General features: G+C 54.7%; 16 protein-coding genes. 9 read left to right on the top strand and 7 right to left on the bottom strand.

Annotation, left to right across the window (positions count from 1 at the left end):
* The first annotated feature begins 563 nt into the window (after positions 1-563).
* The 4 genes from qseE to glnB are packed head-to-tail and all read left to right on the top strand — an operon-like array spanning position 564 to position 4493.
* Complete coding sequence (gene qseE, locus FDX04_RS20415) at positions 564-1994, top strand: two component system sensor histidine kinase QseE/GlrK (protein WP_137349370.1); 1431 nt, start codon at positions 564-566, stop codon at positions 1992-1994.
* 22 nt (positions 1995-2016) lie between these two features.
* On the top strand, positions 2017-2760 hold the full coding sequence (gene qseG / locus FDX04_RS20410; protein WP_137360555.1) for a two-component system QseEF-associated lipoprotein QseG: 744 nt from the start codon (positions 2017-2019) through the stop codon (positions 2758-2760).
* Positions 2760-4094 carry a two-component system response regulator GlrR gene (glrR, locus tag FDX04_RS20405; protein WP_305764113.1) on the top strand — a complete coding sequence of 445 codons (1335 nt, stop codon included), beginning with the start codon at positions 2760-2762 and terminating at the stop codon, positions 4092-4094. The genes qseG and glrR overlap by 1 nt, the downstream gene beginning before the upstream one ends.
* Positions 4095-4154: 60 nt before the next feature.
* Positions 4155-4493 carry a nitrogen regulatory protein P-II gene (gene glnB, locus FDX04_RS20400; protein ID WP_000717694.1) on the top strand — a complete coding sequence of 113 codons (339 nt, stop codon included), beginning with the start codon at positions 4155-4157 and terminating at the stop codon, positions 4491-4493.
* A gap of 94 nt (positions 4494-4587) precedes the next feature.
* Here the strand turns inward: glnB and hmpA are convergent, their stop codons facing one another.
* Positions 4588-5778, bottom strand: coding sequence for an NO-inducible flavohemoprotein (hmpA, locus tag FDX04_RS20395; protein ID WP_137360557.1), 1191 nt, complete (start codon positions 5776-5778; stop codon positions 4588-4590).
* A 326-nt stretch (positions 5779-6104) separates the two neighbouring features.
* Here hmpA and glyA point away from each other — a divergent pair, with 326 nt between their 5' ends.
* A complete protein-coding gene (glyA, locus tag FDX04_RS20390) occupies positions 6105-7358 on the top strand; it encodes a serine hydroxymethyltransferase (protein ID WP_032939458.1) in 1254 nt (417 codons plus the stop codon).
* A 78-nt stretch (positions 7359-7436) separates the two neighbouring features.
* Here the strand turns inward: glyA and hcaD are convergent, their stop codons facing one another.
* The 5 genes from hcaD to hcaE are packed head-to-tail and all read right to left on the bottom strand — an operon-like array spanning position 7437 to position 11654.
* Positions 7437-8639, bottom strand: a complete 1203-nt coding sequence (gene hcaD / locus FDX04_RS20385) for a phenylpropionate dioxygenase ferredoxin reductase subunit (RefSeq protein ID WP_137371401.1) — start codon at positions 8637-8639, stop codon at positions 7437-7439.
* 9 nt (positions 8640-8648) lie between these two features.
* Positions 8649-9461 (bottom strand): 3-phenylpropionate-dihydrodiol/cinnamic acid-dihydrodiol dehydrogenase, encoded by an 813-nt coding sequence (gene hcaB, locus FDX04_RS20380; protein WP_079939485.1) that lies wholly within the window; start codon positions 9459-9461, stop codon positions 8649-8651.
* Positions 9458-9778, bottom strand: a complete 321-nt coding sequence (gene hcaC, locus FDX04_RS20375) for a 3-phenylpropionate/cinnamic acid dioxygenase ferredoxin subunit (protein WP_003037633.1) — start codon at positions 9776-9778, stop codon at positions 9458-9460. Before hcaC ends, hcaB begins: the two co-directional genes overlap by 4 nt.
* Positions 9778-10296, bottom strand: a complete 519-nt coding sequence (gene hcaF / locus FDX04_RS20370) for a 3-phenylpropionate/cinnamic acid dioxygenase subunit beta (protein ID WP_137371400.1) — start codon at positions 10294-10296, stop codon at positions 9778-9780. Before hcaF ends, hcaC begins: the two co-directional genes overlap by 1 nt.
* Positions 10293-11654: a 3-phenylpropionate/cinnamic acid dioxygenase subunit alpha gene (gene hcaE, locus FDX04_RS20365; RefSeq protein ID WP_137371399.1), complete on the bottom strand. Its 1362-nt coding sequence runs from the start codon at positions 11652-11654 to the stop codon at positions 10293-10295. Before hcaE ends, hcaF begins: the two co-directional genes overlap by 4 nt.
* A 135-nt stretch (positions 11655-11789) precedes the next feature.
* On the opposite strand from hcaE, the gene hcaR reads away from it, so the two are divergent.
* Positions 11790-12683 (top strand): DNA-binding transcriptional regulator HcaR, encoded by an 894-nt coding sequence (gene hcaR, locus FDX04_RS20360; protein ID WP_042306706.1) that lies wholly within the window; start codon positions 11790-11792, stop codon positions 12681-12683.
* Positions 12684-12686: 3 nt separating this feature from the next.
* On the opposite strand, the gene FDX04_RS20355 is transcribed toward hcaR, so the two are convergent.
* Positions 12687-13880: an ROK family transcriptional regulator gene (locus FDX04_RS20355; protein ID WP_137371398.1), complete on the bottom strand. Its 1194-nt coding sequence runs from the start codon at positions 13878-13880 to the stop codon at positions 12687-12689.
* Between the two features lie 114 nt (positions 13881-13994).
* On the opposite strand from FDX04_RS20355, the gene FDX04_RS20350 reads away from it, so the two are divergent.
* The 3 genes from FDX04_RS20350 (at position 13995) to FDX04_RS20340 (ending at position 19615) form a co-directional block, all read left to right on the top strand.
* Positions 13995-17261: a DUF5107 domain-containing protein gene (locus tag FDX04_RS20350; RefSeq protein ID WP_137371397.1), complete on the top strand. Its 3267-nt coding sequence runs from the start codon at positions 13995-13997 to the stop codon at positions 17259-17261.
* Between the two features lie 72 nt (positions 17262-17333).
* Positions 17334-18773 carry a sugar porter family MFS transporter gene (locus FDX04_RS20345; RefSeq protein WP_137371396.1) on the top strand — a complete coding sequence of 480 codons (1440 nt, stop codon included), beginning with the start codon at positions 17334-17336 and terminating at the stop codon, positions 18771-18773.
* Positions 18773-19615: an aldose 1-epimerase gene (locus FDX04_RS20340; protein ID WP_137360566.1), complete on the top strand. Its 843-nt coding sequence runs from the start codon at positions 18773-18775 to the stop codon at positions 19613-19615. Before FDX04_RS20345 ends, FDX04_RS20340 begins: the two co-directional genes overlap by 1 nt.
* The last annotated feature ends 46 nt before the right edge of the window (positions 19616-19661 follow it).

The following is a 19661-nucleotide window of genomic DNA, read 5'->3' as shown; positions in this document are numbered from 1 at the left end:
CTCCGGCTATGCCGGAGGATATTTATTTGCCTGTCTCTCTGTACGCCGCCATCCGGCAATAAACTCAGCGCTTGCACCGCAAAATTAAAGTGTCGGGAAACCCCGACATAGGTGGGAGTAGGCTGTCGCCAAAAAGAGACGTTTAACTATTTGATTTAAAATGGTTTTGTTTTTATGTGCTACAGGTGTTGCTGATTGGCGACAGGAAGTGCAAAAAAACGGCAGAACCATTTTTAACGTGAATAACGATATTTTTCATATCTATCATTGTGTTAACAAAGTGTTTTGAATATTGGCACAGATACTGCATAATATTAACCAGTGGCTCATTCACCTTCTTATGTCAGCCCCTTCGGGAAGCGCTACATAAACTTCGAATGACGCACAACAAGGTGCCTGCCGTCCAACATCTGATATTAGCATGGCTCATATCAACCTCCGGGCGAAACGTCGAGTTAGGCACCGCCTTATTTCACAACAAAGCCGGGTTAATCCCGGCTTTGTTGTATCTGGCGTTCCCCTCAGTTAGCATCAAGTTATTCCTGTCCAATGAGAGTAACGCCTTGAAGCGCTGGTCAGTTTTCCCCCGATCTTTACGTCAATTGGTTATGTTGGCATTCTTGCTGATTCTGCTGCCGTTGTTAGTTCTGGCCTGGCAGGCGTGGCAAAGCCTGAATGCTTTGAGCGCGCAGGCGGCGCTGACGAACCGCACCACGCTGATTGACGCCAGACGCAGTGAGGCGATGACCAACGCAGCGCTGGAGATGGAGCGTAGCTACCGGCAGTATTGTGTGCTTGATGATTCAACGTTGGCAAAGGTCTACCAGAGTCAGCGTAAACGCTATAGCGACATGCTGGATGCGCATGCGGGCGTGTTGCCGGATACCAAGCTTTATCAGGCATTACGTCAGGATCTCAACGACCTCGCGCAATTACAGTGCAATAACAGCGGTCCAGATAGCGTAGCGGCAGCCCGGCTGGAAGCGTTCGCCAATGCCAATACCGAGATGGTACAAGCAACGCGCACCGTGGTCTTTTCTCGTGGCCAGCAGCTACAGCAGGAAATTGCCGAACGTGGGCAGTTCTTTGGCTGGCAGGCGCTGGTGCTGTTTCTCGTCAGTCTGGCGATGGTACTGCTGTTCACTCGCATGATTATCGGCCCGGTGAAAGGCATAGAAAGGATGATCAATCGGCTGGGGGAAGGGCGTTCACTGGGCGACAGCGTATTATTTACCGGGCCGCGTGAGCTGAGGTCTGTCGGTCAGCGCATTATCTGGTTGAGCGAACGTCTTTCCTGGCTTGAGTCGCAACGGCATCAGTTTTTACGTCATCTTTCCCATGAGCTGAAAACGCCGCTGGCGAGTATGCGCGAAGGGACGGAGTTGCTGGCCGATCAGGTTGTGGGACCGCTAACGCCGGAGCAAAAAGAGGTGGTCGGTATTCTGGATGACAGCAGCCGTAACCTGCAAAAACTGATTGAGCAGCTTCTTGATTACAACCGTAAGCTGGCGGATGACGAGGTTGAGCTTGAGAGTGTGGAAATCGCGCCGCTGGTTGAAAGCGTTGTTTCTGCACATAGTCTGCCCGCTCGCGGCAAAATGATACATACTGAGGTAGCGCTTGAGGCGAACACCTGCCTGGCAGAACCGATGCTGTTGATGAGCGTGCTGGACAATCTTTATTCCAATGCGGTGCACTATGGCGCTGAATCCGGTAACATTTGGATCCGCAGCAGTTTGCATGGCTCAACGGTATACATCGATATAACGAATACCGGTACACCGATTCCAGAAGCAGAACAGACCATGATCTTCGAGCCTTTTTTCCAGGGTAGCCATCAGCGAAAAGGGGCGGTAAAAGGAAGCGGGTTGGGGCTGAGCATTGCCAGAGATTGCATCCGCCGTATGCGAGGCAAACTGTATCTGGTTGATGACTATGCGCAAAGCGTTTGCTTTCGCATAGAATTGCCGCTATCTGCTGCAAAAAATCACTAAAATAAACCTAAGTCTGGTGAGTATGCCACACGTTGTTGTCCGAATGCTTAAACGACATTTTTTCCGTCGAGTCATGCTTATGAGCCTGCCGTGTCTGGCGCTGGCCGGGTGCGTGCCGAATGCGGTGAATCATGTTACCGGCGATCCCTCGCAGGAGAAAATCCCGCCTTACCAACTGGCGGACTATCTTGCAACCGAGTGTACGGATATCTGGTCACTGGCGGGCCAGCCCACAGAGACTAATCCACTGTACTGGCTGCGGGCCATGGATTGCGCCAATCGCCTGATGCCGGTGCAGGCGCGCAGTGAAGCCAGTATGATGATGCCAGATACCTGGCAGGGGGCTTTCAGACGCGGGATTCTGCTGGATAACGCTAACATTACGCCACCTGAAAGGCGGGAAGCTGTTTCGCGCCTTGAGGCATTAAGTCCACAAATTCCGCCGCAAGTCAGACCCCTGTATCAGGTCTGGCTCAGCAGCCAAACGCTACAATTACAGCTTGCCGAAGAGCGTATGCGCTACAGCAAACTCCAGCAAACATCGGACAGCGATCTGGATACTCTGCGTCAACAGCAGCAGCATTTGCAGTCCCAGCTCGATCTCACAACCCGTAAGCTGGAAAATCTGACCGATATAGAACGTCAGCTTTCCACGCGCAAACCTGCCGGCAGCTACAATCCTGACGCGCCGCACGGAAATGATAAACTCACCACGCCTGATAACGAGGATGGCACTGCGCCATCTGCCGATGAGGTCACACCATGATAAGCCGTAAGCCCGCACATCTGCTGCTGGTGGATGACGATCCGGGCCTGTTGAAATTGCTCGGTATGCGACTGATCAGCGAAGGCTACAGCGTCGTAACCGCAGAAAGTGGGCAGGAAGGGTTACGGGTGCTGAACCGCGAAAAAGTGGATCTGGTTATCAGTGACCTGCGCATGGATGAAATGGACGGCATGCAGCTGTTTACTGAAATCCAGAAAGTGCAGCCTGGAATGCCGGTTATTATCCTCACTGCTCACGGTTCCATCCCTGACGCCGTTGCCGCGACGCAGCAAGGGGTGTTCAGTTTTCTCACCAAGCCAGTTGATAAAGACGCGTTATACCAGGCGATTGATGGCGCATTGGAACAGTCTGCGCCAGCCACGGATGACAGCTGGCGTGAGTCCATCGTCACCCGCAGTCCGCTGATGCTGCGTTTGTTAGAACAGGCGCGGATGGTCGCGCAATCAGATGTTAGCGTATTGATTAACGGTCAGAGCGGAACCGGGAAAGAGGTGTTTGCCCAGGCGATTCATAATGCCAGCCCGCGTAGTCACAAGCCTTTTATTGCCATTAACTGTGGCGCGTTACCGGAACAACTGCTGGAGTCCGAACTGTTTGGCCATGCGCGCGGTGCCTTTACCGGGGCGGTAAGCAATCGTGAGGGCCTGTTTCAGGCGGCGGAAGGCGGGACGCTGTTTCTTGATGAGATTGGCGATATGCCCGCGCCGTTACAGGTCAAATTGCTGCGCGTTTTACAGGAGCGCAAGGTCAGGCCGCTGGGCAGTAACCGCGATATCGACATTGATGTGCGCATTATATCCGCTACCCACCGCGACCTGCCGAAAGCGATGGCGCGGGGCGAGTTTCGCGAAGATTTGTATTATCGCCTCAACGTGGTAAGCCTGAAGATCCCGGCGCTGGCCGAGCGTACGGAAGATATTCCGTTGCTGGCAAACCATCTGCTGCGTCAGTCTGCAGAACGGCATAAGCCGTTTGTGCGCGCCTTTTCTACCGACGCCATGAAGCGCTTGATGACCGCCAGTTGGCCGGGCAACGTGCGTCAGTTGGTCAACGTGATCGAGCAGTGCGTGGCCTTGACCTCTTCGCCGGTGATCAGCGATGCGCTGGTGGAGCAGGCCCTGGAAGGGGAGAACACCGCGCTGCCGACGTTTGTTGAAGCGCGCAATCAGTTTGAACTCAACTACCTGCGCAAGCTGCTGCAAATCACAAAAGGCAATGTGACCCACGCGGCGCGAATGGCGGGGCGCAACCGCACCGAATTCTACAAGTTGCTCTCTCGCCATGAGCTGGATGCAAACGATTTCAAAGAATAAATCTGCGGATTATGTTAGTTTTATTCGATCAAAAGACAGGCGACCTTTTCAAGGAATAGCATGAAAAAGATTGATGCGATTATTAAACCTTTCAAGCTGGACGACGTCCGTGAAGCGCTGGCTGAAGTCGGCATTACCGGTATGACAGTGACAGAAGTGAAAGGGTTTGGCCGCCAGAAAGGCCATACCGAGTTGTACCGTGGTGCGGAATACATGGTGGATTTTCTGCCGAAGGTAAAAATTGAAATTGTGGTTCCCGACGACATCGTCGATACCTGCGTTGACACCATTATTCGTACCGCGCAGACCGGTAAAATCGGTGACGGTAAGATTTTTGTTTTCGACGTGGCGCGCGTTATTCGTATTCGTACCGGTGAAGAAGACGACGCGGCAATCTAAGCCGCGTCATGCTTGCCGGATGGGCGGTGTCACCTTATCCGACCTACAACATCCCGTAGGCCGGATAAGCGCAGCGCCATGCGGCATGACGTAATTACAATACTTTATGCGGGCCAAAGCATTCGTAATGAATGTTCTCGTTTTTCACGCCCAGACCGACCAGTTGCTTCGCGGCGAACTGCATAAAGCCGACCGGGCCGCACAGATAAAACTGCATTGCCGGATCGCTGATGGTCCCTTCCAGTTTGTTCAGATCCATCAGACCAATACTATCAAACGCACCTTTCGCGCGATCGGCTTCGGTTGGCTCACGATACCAGGTATGTGCGCTAAAGCGTGGTAGCGTTTCGCCAAGTGCTTTTACTTCATCGGCGAAAGCATGTACATCGCCATTTTCCGCCGCGTGGAACCAGTTTACCTGCGCCATATGATTGGCCTTCGCCAGCGTATCCAGCATCGCCAGCATCGGGGTCTGACCCACGCCTGCGGAAATCAGCGACACCGGCGTATCGGTCGCGACGTCCATAAAGAAATCGCCTGCAGGCGCGGCCAGGTGAACCACATCGCCGACATTGGCGTGGTTATGCAGCCAGGTTGAAACCTGACCACCATCCTCGCGCTTCACGGCAATACGGTAGCCTTTGCCATCGGGTTTACGGGTCAGTGAGTACTGACGAATTTCCTGATGCGGGAAACCTTCTGGTTTCAGCCAGACGCCCAGGTATTGACCCGGATGGTATTCAGCCACTGCGCCGCCGTCGACGGGTTCAAACTCAAAGCTGGTAATCGCGCGGCTTTGCGGCGTTTTCGCCACGATACGGAAAGGACGCGTACCTTCCCAACCGCCGGTTTTGCTGGCGTTTTCGCTGTAGATTTGCGCTTCACGGTTAATAAACACGCCCGCCAGCACGCCGTATGCTTTGCCCCACGCATCCAGCACTTCCTGGCCCGGGCTGAACATTTCGTCCAGCGTGGCCAGCAGGTGACTTCCTACGATGTTGTACTGCTCTGGTTTAATCTGGAAGCTGGTATGTTTCTGCGCGATTTTCTCAACGGCTGGCAACAGCGCTGCCAGGTTGTCGATGTTGCTGGCATACGCGGCAATGGCGTTAAACAGCGCTTCACGCTGATCGCCATTGCGCTGGTTACTCATGTTGAAAATTTCTTTCAGCTCTGGGTTATGCGTAAACATGCGATCGTAGAAATGGGCGGTCAGTTTCGGACCTGTTTCAACCAGCAGGGGAATGGTGGCTTTCACTGTAGCGATGGTTTGTGCGTCAAGCATACGGTCTTCCTTTATCTGAAACTTTAATGATGTATGTCAAATGCATCTTATAAAAAATACCCCTGCATTGTAAATGGTTCTTTGTAACTTTGCGTTGTAAAGGTTACATCGTGAAAAATCTGCATCACAAACCTGAAAAGAAATCCGTTGAAATTCAGCAGACCTTTGTTCTCCAAAGCCTTGTGTGCCGCGAAGGTAATCGTTTGCGTAAAATCCTTTGTCAAGACCTGTTATCGAAGAATGATTCGGTTATACTGTTGGCCGTCGTCCAACGGGACTGCCTTTTTAGGCCGAAATTCTATTGTTAGCTGAGTCAGGAGATGCGGATGTTAAAGCGTGAAATGAACATTGCCGATTATGATGCCGAACTGTGGCAGGCTATGGAGCAGGAAAAAGTACGTCAGGAAGAGCACATCGAACTGATCGCCTCCGAAAACTATACCAGCCCGCGTGTAATGCAGGCGCAGGGTTCTCAGCTGACCAACAAATACGCTGAAGGTTATCCGGGCAAGCGCTACTACGGCGGTTGCGAATACGTTGATATCGTTGAGCAACTGGCTATCGATCGCGCGAAAGAGCTGTTTGGCGCAGACTACGCTAACGTCCAGCCGCACTCTGGCTCTCAGGCTAACTTCGCTGTCTACACCGCGCTGCTGCAGCCGGGCGATACCGTGCTGGGTATGAACCTGGCGCAGGGCGGCCACCTGACTCACGGCTCCCCGGTTAACTTTTCCGGCAAACTGTACAACATCATTCCTTACGGCATTGATGAGTCCGGTAAAATTGACTACGAAGACATGGCGAAGCAGGCCAAAGAGCACAAGCCGAAAATGATCATCGGTGGCTTCTCTGCCTACTCCGGCGTGGTTGACTGGGCAAAAATGCGTGAAATCGCTGACAGCATCGGCGCATACCTGTTCGTCGACATGGCGCACGTTGCCGGTCTGATTGCCGCTGGCGTTTACCCGAACCCGGTTCCGCACGCTCACGTTGTGACCACCACCACCCACAAAACCCTGGCGGGTCCGCGCGGTGGCCTGATCCTGGCAAAAGGCGGTGACGAAGAGCTGTACAAAAAACTGAACTCCGCTGTGTTCCCAAGCGCGCAGGGCGGCCCGCTGATGCACGTGATCGCGGCGAAAGCCGTGGCGCTGAAAGAAGCGATGGAGCCAGAGTTCAAAGTTTACCAGCAGCAGGTTGCGAAAAACGCCAAAGCGATGGTGGAAGTGTTCCTGAACCGCGGCTACAAAGTAGTTTCTGGTGGGACTGAAAACCACCTGTTCCTGCTGGATCTGGTTGATAAAAACCTGACCGGTAAAGAAGCCGACGCCGCACTGGGTCGTGCTAACATCACCGTCAACAAAAACAGCGTACCGAACGATCCGAAGAGCCCGTTTGTGACTTCCGGTATCCGTATCGGTTCTCCGGCTGTTACTCGCCGTGGCTTTAAAGAAGCGGAAGTGAAAGAGCTGGCTGGCTGGATGTGTGATGTTCTGGACAATATCAATGATGAAGCGGTAATTGAGCGCATCAAAGGTAAAGTGCTGGATATCTGCGCACGCTTCCCGGTTTACGCGTAAATAACATTGATTGCCGGACCTTATCCGGCCTACAGGTAACTCACGTGTAGGCCGGATAAACGAAGAGACATCCGCCAGTTATAGTGACTTAAGCAAGATTGTTTCATCGACTAAAGCCGCCACTGGCGGCTTTTTCTTTGCCTGAATCCATTTCCGCAATAAGCGCATTTCCCGGCCCTGGTTCAACGTCACTGCGCCGACAATGACATCATTCTGCAGACTAAACCATATTGCTTTCTGCGCATCAGGATCGCCACGTACGAGCCAGCTTTCTCCCTGCATCTCCCCGACAAACTGTAGGTTATCGCTGTATTGATCGGTCCAGAACCAGCCCGGCGTTGCTGCTGGCTGCGGTTGATTGAGCATCGCGGCGGCGGCAACCTGTGCCTGAAAATTGGCGTTTTCCCAGCTTTCCACGCGTACTAACGAACCGTCAGCCTGGCGCGTTATCGCTACGTCACCGGCGGCGAAAATCGCGGGATCGGAGGTGGTGCAGGCGGCATCAACGATAATGCCGTTCGCCGTCTCCAGCCCCGCTTCGCGGGCCAGCATATCGTTCGCCACAATACCAATGCCATAGATCACCGCATCAGCGGTGAGAGTTTCGCCGTTTTGCAGCGTGAGCGAGATACACTCTCCCGCTTCGGCATGCTCAATAGCGCTGTTAAGCAGTACCCGCACGCCCGCAAGTTGGTGGCGGGCTAGCAGGTAGTCGCGCACCGGAGCAGGCGCGTTGCGGCCCATAACCGTTGGCGCCAGCTCCACCACCGTCACCTGACAGCCGCGTTGAGTCGCGCTGGCCGCCAGTTCCAGACCAATGGTGCCCGCACCGACAATGACAATCGACTTGCCCGGCAATAAATTGTCGCGCAGGCGCTCGGCATCTCCCGCGTGGCGCAGGGTGAAGCAACGATCGCCCAGCTTATCCAGTTGCGGAAGGGGGCGTGCCGCAGCGCCCGTCGCAATCAGTAGCCGATCCCATGGATAACTCTGCCCATTAGCCAGCACCAGCTGATGCGTTTGGCGGCCGAGCGTCTGCACAGTAACCCCCAGATGCAGCTGTACGTTGTGTTCCCGCCACCAGTCAGCGGGGAGTATCGGCTGAAGTTGCGGATTGTCGTCCAGTAGCATCGCTTTGGAGAGCGGTGGGCGTTCATAGGGCAGATGCTGCTCATCGGAAAACAGGTGTAATTCGCCGTCAAAACCTTGTTGGCGCAGTGCAGCGGTAGCCATAGCCGCCGCCTGACCGCCGCCGACGATAGCGATAATTTTTTGGATCATAACGCCTCCTCAGAGATCCAGTCCGGCGGCAACGTGACGAATACCGCGAATACCCAGACCGGCGTCGGCATTGATCATTACGCCACTTAATGTGCGGTTGTTGCGTTTTGACGCCAGCATCACATACGGGCCGGTAAAATCCGCAGGCTCAGGGAAAAACTGTAGCGGCAAAATAGCGGCGATTTTTTCCGGCGTCAGCGACTGCATAATCGATGTATCGTTTTGTCCCAGCGCCTGCGGGCCGCGTAGATCTGTCGCCATACCGCATGGACCGACACCGTTAACACGTACCTTTGGTGCCAGCTCGTAGGCCAGCTGGCGAATCAGCCCGGTAGCCGCATGTTTGCTGGCGGTATACAGAGGGCCACCGCCGCCGGGATACCATGACGCATTGGACAGGGTAAAGATGATGCTGCCTTCGCTGGCGATAAGCGCAGCGGCACAGGCTTTCGCCCCCAGCAGATAACCCAGTACGTTGACGTTAAATAGCTCATGAAAGCCGCTCTCCAGCGCATCCGCAGGCGTATTGACCAGCGAGGCATTGTGATCCCATATCCCCGCATTACCGATAAAACAGTCCAGCGTACCGTAATGCATCAGGATTTGATCCACCGCGCGCTGATAGTCGGCGTAGCAGGTGACGTTGCCTTCGATTGCCAGTACATGTTCGCCAAAGCGCTGACGCAGGCTGGCAACTTTAGCTGGCGACAGTTCCAGCGTGGCGACCCGCGCACCTTCTTCGATGAAACGCTCGACCAGCGCCAGGCCAAGGCCGGAGCCACCGCCGGTGATAAAGACCACGTTATCGCGTAAATCGCTCATCTTGCGTCCTCTGGAATATCAACAAACACATCGCTACCGTCCACATATACTGCGTAAGTGGTTAGCGGATCGGTGGCGGGCAGGCACAACGCCTTGCCGGTTTTCAGGCAGAAGCTGGCGGCATGCAGCGGGCATTCCACCGTAGCGTCGTCTTCCAGATAGCCTTCCGACATCGAGGCGTTACCGTGGCTACAGCGATCGTTAATGGCATAGAACTCGCCGCCAACGTTGAACAGCGCGATGACGGGCGAGGTATCAAGCCGGAGCGCTTCACCCTCCGGCAAATCCCCTACAGGGCAGGCATAAACACGACTCATCAGAACAGTACACTCAGGTTATGGGAGGTGATCACCGCTTGATCCAGCACGATCTCACGCTCCAGTAAGCGCCATTCGTCGCCCGGCAGACGACGGACTTTATCCATGCGCGTGCCGACGTAGAACGTCTCGTCACGCTCTTTTTGTGCGCGGTACAGCAGATAGTTCAGGCGCACGGCGAATACGTCCGGCTGGTCGGTTTCGCTCACCTGCAGGTTGCTGATCATGTGGCGGGTGCGAGAAGGCGGCTCCTCCGCCCACGCCATGCCGGTTTCCAGCCGCGCGATGCGGCGCTCAAGCTGGTCTTTGTTGTCGTTGAAAATCCAGGTGGTCGGCGGCTGTACGCCTTTACGGCGGTCGCGCGTCTGGGCATTCACCGTGGTCCGCATGGTGTAGCGAATGCCTTCATCCAGTTGCGCCAGCCAGTCGCGAAACTGCCAGTCGTCCAGCAGACGCGCTTCTTCATACAGGAACTGGCTGATGCGGTGATGCAGCTCAGGGGAGACTAACGCGCTCATTTCATCACCTCCTGCTGGTAAGCGGCGGTTTTCTCGTGCACTTCCTGCCAGCTTTCGCTGCTGAGTAAATCGGCCCAACGCTGATACATACCGCGCGCGGCGGTTTCCGAAAAGATGTAGTTGGTGATCCCCGGAATGCCGTCTTCACGACGTTTCTCCTGGCCAAGTCCCATTTCAAGACACAACCTGGTGTTGCGCGCGCGATGACCCTTCAGCAGTTTTTGAATCTCACACCAGTTTTCCGAGTCGTCCTGCTCAAGGAACCCCGCCGGGCCGAAGGCGCGGGTGGCGCTGTTTTCAAAAGCGGCTTTGACATCATCAGAGGCGGCTTTATCGGCGATGCAGAACGCCCATACTTCGACTTTGTCCGGTCCGCGCGGATGCCAGACGCGCAGCGTGGCGGTGCCGTTCAGCCAGGAGAGCGTGGGGAAAATGTTATTGTGACCGGCGAGACGCAGCGCGCGTACCTTGCCCAGACGCTGCTCGGCCTCTTCATAAGTATCGCGATAGTAGCTGGAGACTTCGCCATCGACCCAGACGTTGGCGTCCGGTTTCTCGGTAAAGAAGAAGCCGCTGCCGTGCCCGTCCTGGCCGAACTGCAGCGCGTCTTTGGCGGTTTCCCAGACCGGGCGAGCGGTTTGACCGTCTCCGAGGCGTTTGTCGCTGCCGTCATCCTTCGCGCCCAGTACCTGCACGGCGGAAGCGTGGCTGAACAGCGCGTGATACTGGTCGCTGGCGAACTGTTCAGCGGGGAATTTCCAGTTACAGTCGATGGTCCATTTCTGCACGCCGCCGACGATTTCGGTGCCGCCTTCACGGCGATCCAGCACGCCGTCGAGATACCAGGCGATGTCGCCGAGATAATCGCGCAGATTCGGCGCGGTGGTATCCCAGTTACCGAAAATCAGCCCTTTGTAGCTCTCGACGCACGGCACTTCGTTCAGCCCCCAGTGGGATTTGCACAACCCTTGTGGGTAGGCGCGCGGCTCCAGCGGCACGTCGATCAGTTCGCCGTTAATGCCGTACGACCAGCCGTGATACGGGCAGGTAAACGCGCGGGTGTTACCGCAGTCGGCGTAACTCACGCGCATCGCGCGGTGGCGGCACTGGTTGAGAAACGCTTTGATGCTGCCGTCCTTCTGGCGCACCACCACCACGGCGTCTTCGCCCATATAGGTGTTAAAGAAATCGCCCGGTTTGGGGATTTGGCTTTCGTGGGCCAGAAACAGCCAGCAGCGTCCGAAGATGCGTTCCAGCTCCAGTTGGTAAATGTCAGGGTCGGTGTAAATCCGTGGGGTTACGCGACCGTGTTGGGTATCAATCAGTTGGTAGATGTCTAAATTTGAGGGTGTGGTCATATTTTTTAATCCTGAAAGCTAAGATGTATTGACCTTCTTTTTTTGTGCCCTAAGGATGTTGCTGGTTAGTTATCAATCTGTGAAATAGTAAATTTCTACCAGCTGAGACGTTTTTTCGATAACAAGGAGAGGGACATGGAACTGAGGCACTTACGCTATTTTGTAGCGGTGGCGCAGGCGCTGAATTTCACCCGGGCGGCAGAAAAACTGCATACCTCTCAGCCCTCGTTAAGCAGTCAGATCCGCGATCTGGAGGCCTGCGTGGGGGTTCCCTTGCTGGTGCGGGACAAGCGCAAAGTTGCTTTAACGGCAGCAGGTGAATGTTTTTTACAGGATGCGTTGGTGATCCTCGAACAGGCGGAAAATGCCAAAGTTCGCGCCCGTAAAACGGGGCAGGAAGATAACCATTTCGCTATCGGCTTTGTCCCTTCCGCAGAGGTAAATCTGTTGCCCAAGGTGCTGCCTTTGTTTCGTTTAAAACAACCGGATACGCACATTGAACTGGTCAGTCTAATCACCACCGAGCAGGAGGAGAAGATCCTGCGCGGAGAGCTGGACGTTGGCTTAATGCGTCATCCGGTTTACAGCCCAGAGCTGGATTATCTGGAGCTGATTCATGAGCCGCTGGTGGTGGTGTTACCGGTGAATCATCCGCTGGCTAATGAGAAAGCGATATCGGCACAGCAACTGCACGGCGTCAATTTTGTCGGCACCGATCCCGCTTATTCCGGCGCGTTAGCAATGATTGTAAAAAACTGGTTTCAGCAGCAAAAAAGCCAGCCCAATATCGTGCAGGTGGCGACCAATATTCTGGTGACCATGAACCTGGTTGGCATGGGGTTGGGGGTGACTTTGATACCCGGTTATATGAATAATTTTAATACCGGACAGGTGGTTTTTCGCCCCATTATTGGTGATGTCCCAACCATCGCGTTGCTGATGGCGTGGAAAAAGGGGGCACTAAAACCGGCACTGACCGACTTTATCGCCACGGTGCATGAACGTTTAGCCGTGAGCGTTGTGGATTAACGACTACAGCTCGCTAAGTTGTGATTCTACATACAGATAGCCAATTCCCATGAGTTGCTGAGCGCGATTCAGTTTACCGAAACCGATCTGCGTTGCCCTGGCTCGCGGGTTATCGCCGTGATCGAACGGATTAAATCCGGTTTGTTGTACCAGTGTATTGAGCCAGCTCTCGCCAAATGCGCAGCTCCGCCCATATAACCATATTTGGTTAATATTCAGTATATTCAAAAAGTTATAAAGACTCAGGCCAATAGCGCTGGCGGCATGTTCAGCCCACGCCTGAATGCGGACGTCTCCGTGCCTCCAGGCATCAATAAGCTGGTCGGTGGTCAACGTTTCCGGATCATATAGGGAAGCCGGTTGCGATTTCATCCACACGCGAGCCTGCTTTTTCAGTGCACTTAATGACGCTACCGTTTCCAGACACCCATAACGACCGCAGTCACAGCCAACGCCGTCCGGATGAATTATTGTATGGCCAATCTGACCGCTGCCATACAAACTGCCCCGCCAGATGTTATCGTTAATGACAAACGATGAGCCAATGCCGTAATCAACGTTAATCACACAAAAATCACCTTTAGCCGCCGGATTTTGCCACTTTTCCGCCAGCGCCAGCATCACGCAGTCATTGTCCAGTCGGACCTGCACACCAAGCATCTCCTCGAGCAGATATTTTATTTCCACTGGTGTTTTCCACGGAGCCTGAGGCATGGTTTTTGATGCGCCGGTAATCGGATCAACCTGGCCGTGCACGCCTAGCGCCAGATTAATCGTAACCTCTGGAAATTGCCGATGGTATTCCCGCCAGTGTGCCGCCAATGCTGTCAGCAGCGCTTTTGGCGTATCAGGATTAATGACCTCATGGTGCCAGTCACCGACGGCCACCAGACGCGCGTCCGCCAGTTGGCTGGTGATGCTGGTGGGGGTGACGTTGATGCAGAGCGTCCAGGCGCCTGTTTCTGGCAAATGATAGCTGCCGCTACTCAAACCGCGCTGGCTTAAGGTTTCTCTCGAATGGCTGATTCTCCCTTCATCCATCAGCTCTTCAAGAATATTGCTGACCGCCGGGATTGACAGGCTGGTGAGCTGCGCCAACTGCGACTTGCTAAGCTGTTTTTCCCGCCATAGATGCGACAAAAAGATCTGTTTATTTGCCTGACGTACCCTGGCGTTATTGAATCCCGAACGCTGCATACACTTAACTCTCTTTACTATATTGCGTGAGCATTGTGCATTTTAACGCCACTTAACTGCTGCAGAATAGCCTCAGGTTAGATTTTTACTTTTGTTTATTGAGTGGAGAGCGGCATGTACGGTTCAGTTAAAGTCTGGCAGGAAACGATCACCCTCCCAACGTGGACGGTGGGTGAAGAAGACGCTAACCCGATGTTTCTGGAGAAAAGGGTGTATCAGGGATCCTCCGGTGCGGTTTATCCCTACGGCGTGATTGATACCCTGACCGGCAAGCGTGAAATGCGCGACTATCAGGCTGTGTGGATGGAGAATGACTTCATTCGCATCATGCTGCTGCCGGAATTAGGCGGACGCATCCATCGTGCGTATGACAAAGTGCAGCAGCGTGATTTCGTCTACTACAACGAAGTAGTGAAACCTGCGTTGGTTGGCCTGCTTGGGCCATGGATCTCTGGCGGCATTGAGTTCAACTGGCCGCAGCATCATCGTCCAACCACCTTTATGCCGGTTGATTTTACGCAGCAGCAGGGCGAGCAGGGCGAATATACCGTGTGGATGGGGGAGGTTGAACCCATGCGTGGTTTACAGGTGATGACCGGGTTCACACTGTACCCAGATCGCGCGCTGATCGAAATAACCGGGAAGGTGTTTAACGGTAACGCTACCCCGCGCCACTTCCTGTGGTGGGCGAATCCGGCGGTGAAAGGCGGCGACGATCATCAGAGCGTGTTTCCGCCGGATGTAACCGCGGTATTCGACCACGGCAAGCGCGATGTTTCAGCGTTTCCTATCGCTACTGGCACCTACTACAAAGTGGATTACTCGGCGGGTGTGGATATCTCTCGCTACAAAAACGTACCCGTTCCGACCTCTTATATGGCGGAAAAATCGGATTATGACTTTGTCGGTGCCTGGCACCACGGCGAACGCGGTGGATTACTGCACGTGGCGGACCACCATGTTTCGCCGGGGAAAAAACAGTGGACCTGGGGATACGGCGACTTTGGCGTTGCCTGGGATCGTAATCTCACCGATGACAACGGTCCGTATATCGAACTGATGACCGGCGTCTTTACCGATAACCAACCGGATTTTACCTGGCTTGCGCCGTACGAAGAGAAAGTTTTCGTGCAAAACTTCCTGCCCTACAGCGAACTTGGCATGGTGCAAAACGCCAGCACGCAACTGGCGCTTCGGCTGGTGCGTGAGGGAAGCCAACTTTCAGTGGGCGTTTATGCGATAGCGCCGCTACGCGATGTTCAGGTTACGCTTGCGGCACACGGGCAGCCGTTCTTTGAGAATACACTCTCCCTTGAGCCGGGGCAGAGCTGGTTAGCCGATGTATCTGACAATGGCCACGCCCGGGTAACGATGACCGTCACTCGCGCCGATGGCACTGTGCTGTTGCAGTACGAAGAGCACCTGGCGCAAGAGTTACCACTACCCTCGGCGGCCAGCGCGCCAGCTCAGCCAGAAGCGCTTGCTAATACCGATGAACTCTATTTTATTGGTCAGCATCTGGAGCAGTACAACCACGCCAGCCGCTATGCCGAAGACTATTACCGCCGCGCGCTGGAGGTCGACCCGCTGGATTATCGCAATAATGTGGCGCTGGGGACGCTGGCGCTAAACCGCGCGGACTGGGCATTAGCAGCCCATTGCGCGGGCAAGGCGCTGGAACGGGCGCACAAGCTCAATAAGAATCCACGTGATGGCGAGGCGAGTATGCTGCTGGCCGCCGCGCAGGAACGCCAGGGAGACGATGACAGCGCCTGGGATAATTATTATAAGGCGAGCTGGAGCGGCAACTGCCGGGACGCGGCTTTCTGGTCGTTAGCGCGCCTGGCGATGAAACGTCAGGACTATGCCGGCGCGTTGGAAAAGGTCGAGCAGAGCCTGCGCTTTAACGGCAGTAATAACCTGGCGATGGGACTGAAAGCGCTGGCGCTGGCTAAGCTTGATCGCAATGCGCAAGCGCTGGAATACATTCGCCAACAGCTGGTTGATTATCCGCTGAGTTACACCCTGCACTATGCGCGCTGGGCGATTTGCCAGGATGAAGCGACTGCACAGGCGCTTATCTCGATTACCGGGCGGCGCGGTACCAACGCGTGTGAACTGGCAGGCTGGCTGAACGCACTGGGGCAAAAAGATGCTGCCCGTGGCGTTCTGGAACTGCTCGACAGCCAGGAAACGCTACCGATGCTGTGGCGCGCTTCGTTAAGCGATAATCCGCAACCTTTCATCGAACGAGCGCGTAAGTGTCTGCAAAATCGCGTCCGTTTTCCCAATACGCTGGATGAAGTACAGATGCTGCAAACCCTCGAGCAGAGCGCTTTTGCCCGCTATTTGCTCGGCTGTTTCTGGTACAGCAAACGCTGCTATGACGAGGCGGTCTCCTGCTGGCAATTTACCCTTGCGCAGGAGCCGGATTTTGCCCCAGTGCATCGCTTATTGGGGATCTATGCCTGGAACAAACAGCACGATGCACAGCAGGCGATACAGTATCTGTCGCAGGCCGTTGCTCTGGAGCCGCAAAATGCCCGTTTCCTGTTCGAACTCGACTATCTCAAAAAGCTGATGGCGCAACCGGCTGAACAGCGATTGCAGCGACTGGAAGCCAGCAAAGATATTGCCTTCCATCGCGACGATCTGACGGTGGAACTGCTTAGTCTGTGGAATGGATTGGGGCGCTACGACGAGGCCGCGGCAATCTTACGTGAGCGTGTATTTCATCCGTGGGAGGGGGGAGAAGGCAAAGCCACCGGGCAATATCTGCTGAATCAGATGCATCGCGCACTGGAGGCTGTTCAGGCGGGCGACCCGCAAACCGCCATCACGCAACTGCAACAGGCGCTGCACTACCCGCAAAACCTTGGGGAGGGGCGTCTGCCTGGGCAAACGGATAATGACATCTGGTATTTGCTGGGTTATTGCGCCCAGCAGCAGGGGCATTTCGAGGAATCCCAGCGTTACTTCTCCCGTGCCACACGTGGCGGTAGCTCACTGGATGCCGGACGTTACTACAACGACCAGCCGGTGGACTATCTCTTCTGGCAGGGGATGGCGCAGAGAAAACTTGGCGATGATGCAGAGGCGGACGCTCTGTTCAACAGCTTCCTGCAATGGGTTGAGTCGCATCGCGACAACATCCCGGATGTCGATTTCTTTGCCGTATCGCTGCCCGATCTGGTGGTACTGGATACCTCAGCACAAGCAAAACACCAGCAACACTGCCTGTTTATCAATGCGCTTGGGCATCTGGGACTGGGAAATAGTTCTGCTTGCCAGCGCGATCTTGATGAGCTTCTGCAACTCAATCCGGCGCATGACAAGGCGTTACTGCTGCGTCACGCCATAAACGTAAGGCTGTTCCAGTAATACCCGAAACGGGTGGGGGCAACCTCACCCGAAACCTTCTGTCCCCTGCGTTTCCCTGAAAGAGGAATCATAATGAATAACGCGCAGACACATTTAAAGATTGGTTACGTCTGGACTATCTGCCTGGTTGCCGCCTGCGGTGGTTTACTTTTTGGCTATGACTGGGTGGTAATTGGCGGGGCAAAGCCCTTCTATGAAGCTTATTTCTCGATTACCGATCCGGCGCAATCTGGCTGGGCGATGAGCTCGGCGCTGGTTGGTTGTATCTTTGGTGCGCTGATTTCCGGCTGGTGCGCCGATAAATTTGGCCGAAAGATGCCGCTGATTCTCTCGGCGATCCTCTTTAGCGCTTCAGCCTGGGGGACCGCAGTTGCCAGCAATTTTGACATGTTTGTTGTCTATCGCATCGTTGGCGGCGTGGGGATTGGTCTGGCATCCGCGCTAAGCCCGCTGTATATCGCTGAGGTCAGCCCGGCGGAAAAGCGTGGTCGCTTTGTTGCCGTTAACCAGCTCACCATCGTGATTGGCGTCCTGGCGGCGCAGCTTATCAACCTGATGATTGCCGAACCTGTCGCCACAGGCGCTACGCAGCAGGCGATTGTGGAAAGCTGGAACGGTCAGACGGGCTGGCGCTGGATGTTTGGCGCTGAATTAGTGCCCGCGGTAATATTCCTGGTGCTGATGTTCTTTGTCCCTGAATCGCCGCGCTGGTTGGTGAAGGCAGGAAAAGCCGAACGTGCGCGCACCATGCTGCAGCGCATTGGTTCGGCAGAATATGCCGGGCAAACGCTGAAAGAGATTGAACATACGCTACAAAAAGATAACCACAAGGTCGCGTGGTCATCACTGTTACAACCGCAGATCAAACCGATAGTGATTATTGGCATGGTGCTGGCAGTGTTCCAGCAGTGGTGTGGGATCAACGTTATTTTCAACTATGCGCAGGAGATATTTGCTTCCGCCGGATTCGACATCAACGGCACGTTAAAATCGATCGTAGCGACCGGGATCATCAATCTGGTCTTTACCCTTGCCGCTCTGCCGCTGGTGGACAAAATTGGGCGTCGTAAACTGATGCTGTTTGGTGCATCAGGGCTGACGGTTATTTACGTACTCATTGCCGGGGCATACGGGTTGGGTATTCTGGGCTGGCCGGTTTTGGTTCTGGTGCTGGCGGCGATTGCCATTTACGCCCTGACGCTGGCCCCGGTAACCTGGGTGCTGCTGTCCGAAATTTTCCCCAACCGTGTTCGCGGGTTAGCGATGTCGCTCGGCACGCTGGCGTTGTGGATTGCCTGCTTCCTGCTGACCTATACCTTCCCACTGCTGAATGCGAGTCTGGGCGCATCGGGAAGTTTCCTGCTCTATGGTGTGATTTGTGCGATGGGCTTTATCTATGTTCTGCGTAATGTGCCGGAAACCAAAGGCGTGACGCTGGAAGCGCTGGAAGAACAGCTGGCGGCGCAGCATACGAAAGTTGGCGCATCAAGCCAACAACGAAGCGCCCGCTAATGAACTCTCTGCTGATGTTACAAAACGCACATCTACGGATGTGCGTAGATCCACAGGGCGGTTCGCTATTGAGTCTGGTTTCGTTACAACATCAACAGGCAATATTACGTGAAGGTCATGGTCAGCAGCCCGGTGATTGCGGCCTGTTCCCGATGTTACCGGTGGCAAATAGGGTGGCGGGCAATCGTTTTATGTTACGTGGGGAAGAGGTTGTGCTACCGCACCATGAGGCGGATGAACACTTCTTCCTGCACGGTGACGGCTGGCTGCAGCGTTGGCAGGTTATCACCGCTACGCAAAGTGGTTGTTTGCTACAGTTGCGCAGTTGGCATCCCTGTGGTTACGACTATACGGCGCAGCTTTGCTACCAACTGGAAGCGTCAAGCCTGCATGCTTCATTGACGCTCACCCATTGCGGTGAACAACCGATGATCTATGGCTGCGGGTTCCATCCGTTTTTCGCCTTTGATACGCACAGTACGGCCCAGTTCACCGCCAGCGGCTACTGGCCGGAGGGGGAACAGCATCTGCCACTGGACTGGCAAAGTAATATTCCACCCGCAGCAGATTTCATGCATGCGCAATATGGTGAAGATGCCTGGTTGAATGTGGGTTATTCTGGCTGGAGCGGGCGGGCCGTTATTCAGCGTGATGTGATGAAAGTCACGATTTTAGCGCAAACTCCGTGGTTGATGCTGTTCAGAATGTCGGGTGAACCATTCCTGTGCCTGGAGCCGCAGACGCATCCGGTGAATGCCCACCACATGCAGGGGCAGCCGGGATTGCAGGTTTTAGCGCAGGAAGAACGCTGTCATTTTGCGATGCAAATTTGCATCGAATAGGGCGAAAATCATGTTATCTGCCTGTTAATGGTCTCTTGCGCCAGCC

It is taken from the genome of Citrobacter sp. wls615 (assembly GCF_005281355.1).
Lineage (GTDB): Bacteria > Pseudomonadota > Gammaproteobacteria > Enterobacterales > Enterobacteriaceae > Citrobacter > Citrobacter werkmanii.
Note: the sequence above shows the minus strand (reverse complement) of the source record. Positions and strands in the feature narration are given on the sequence as shown.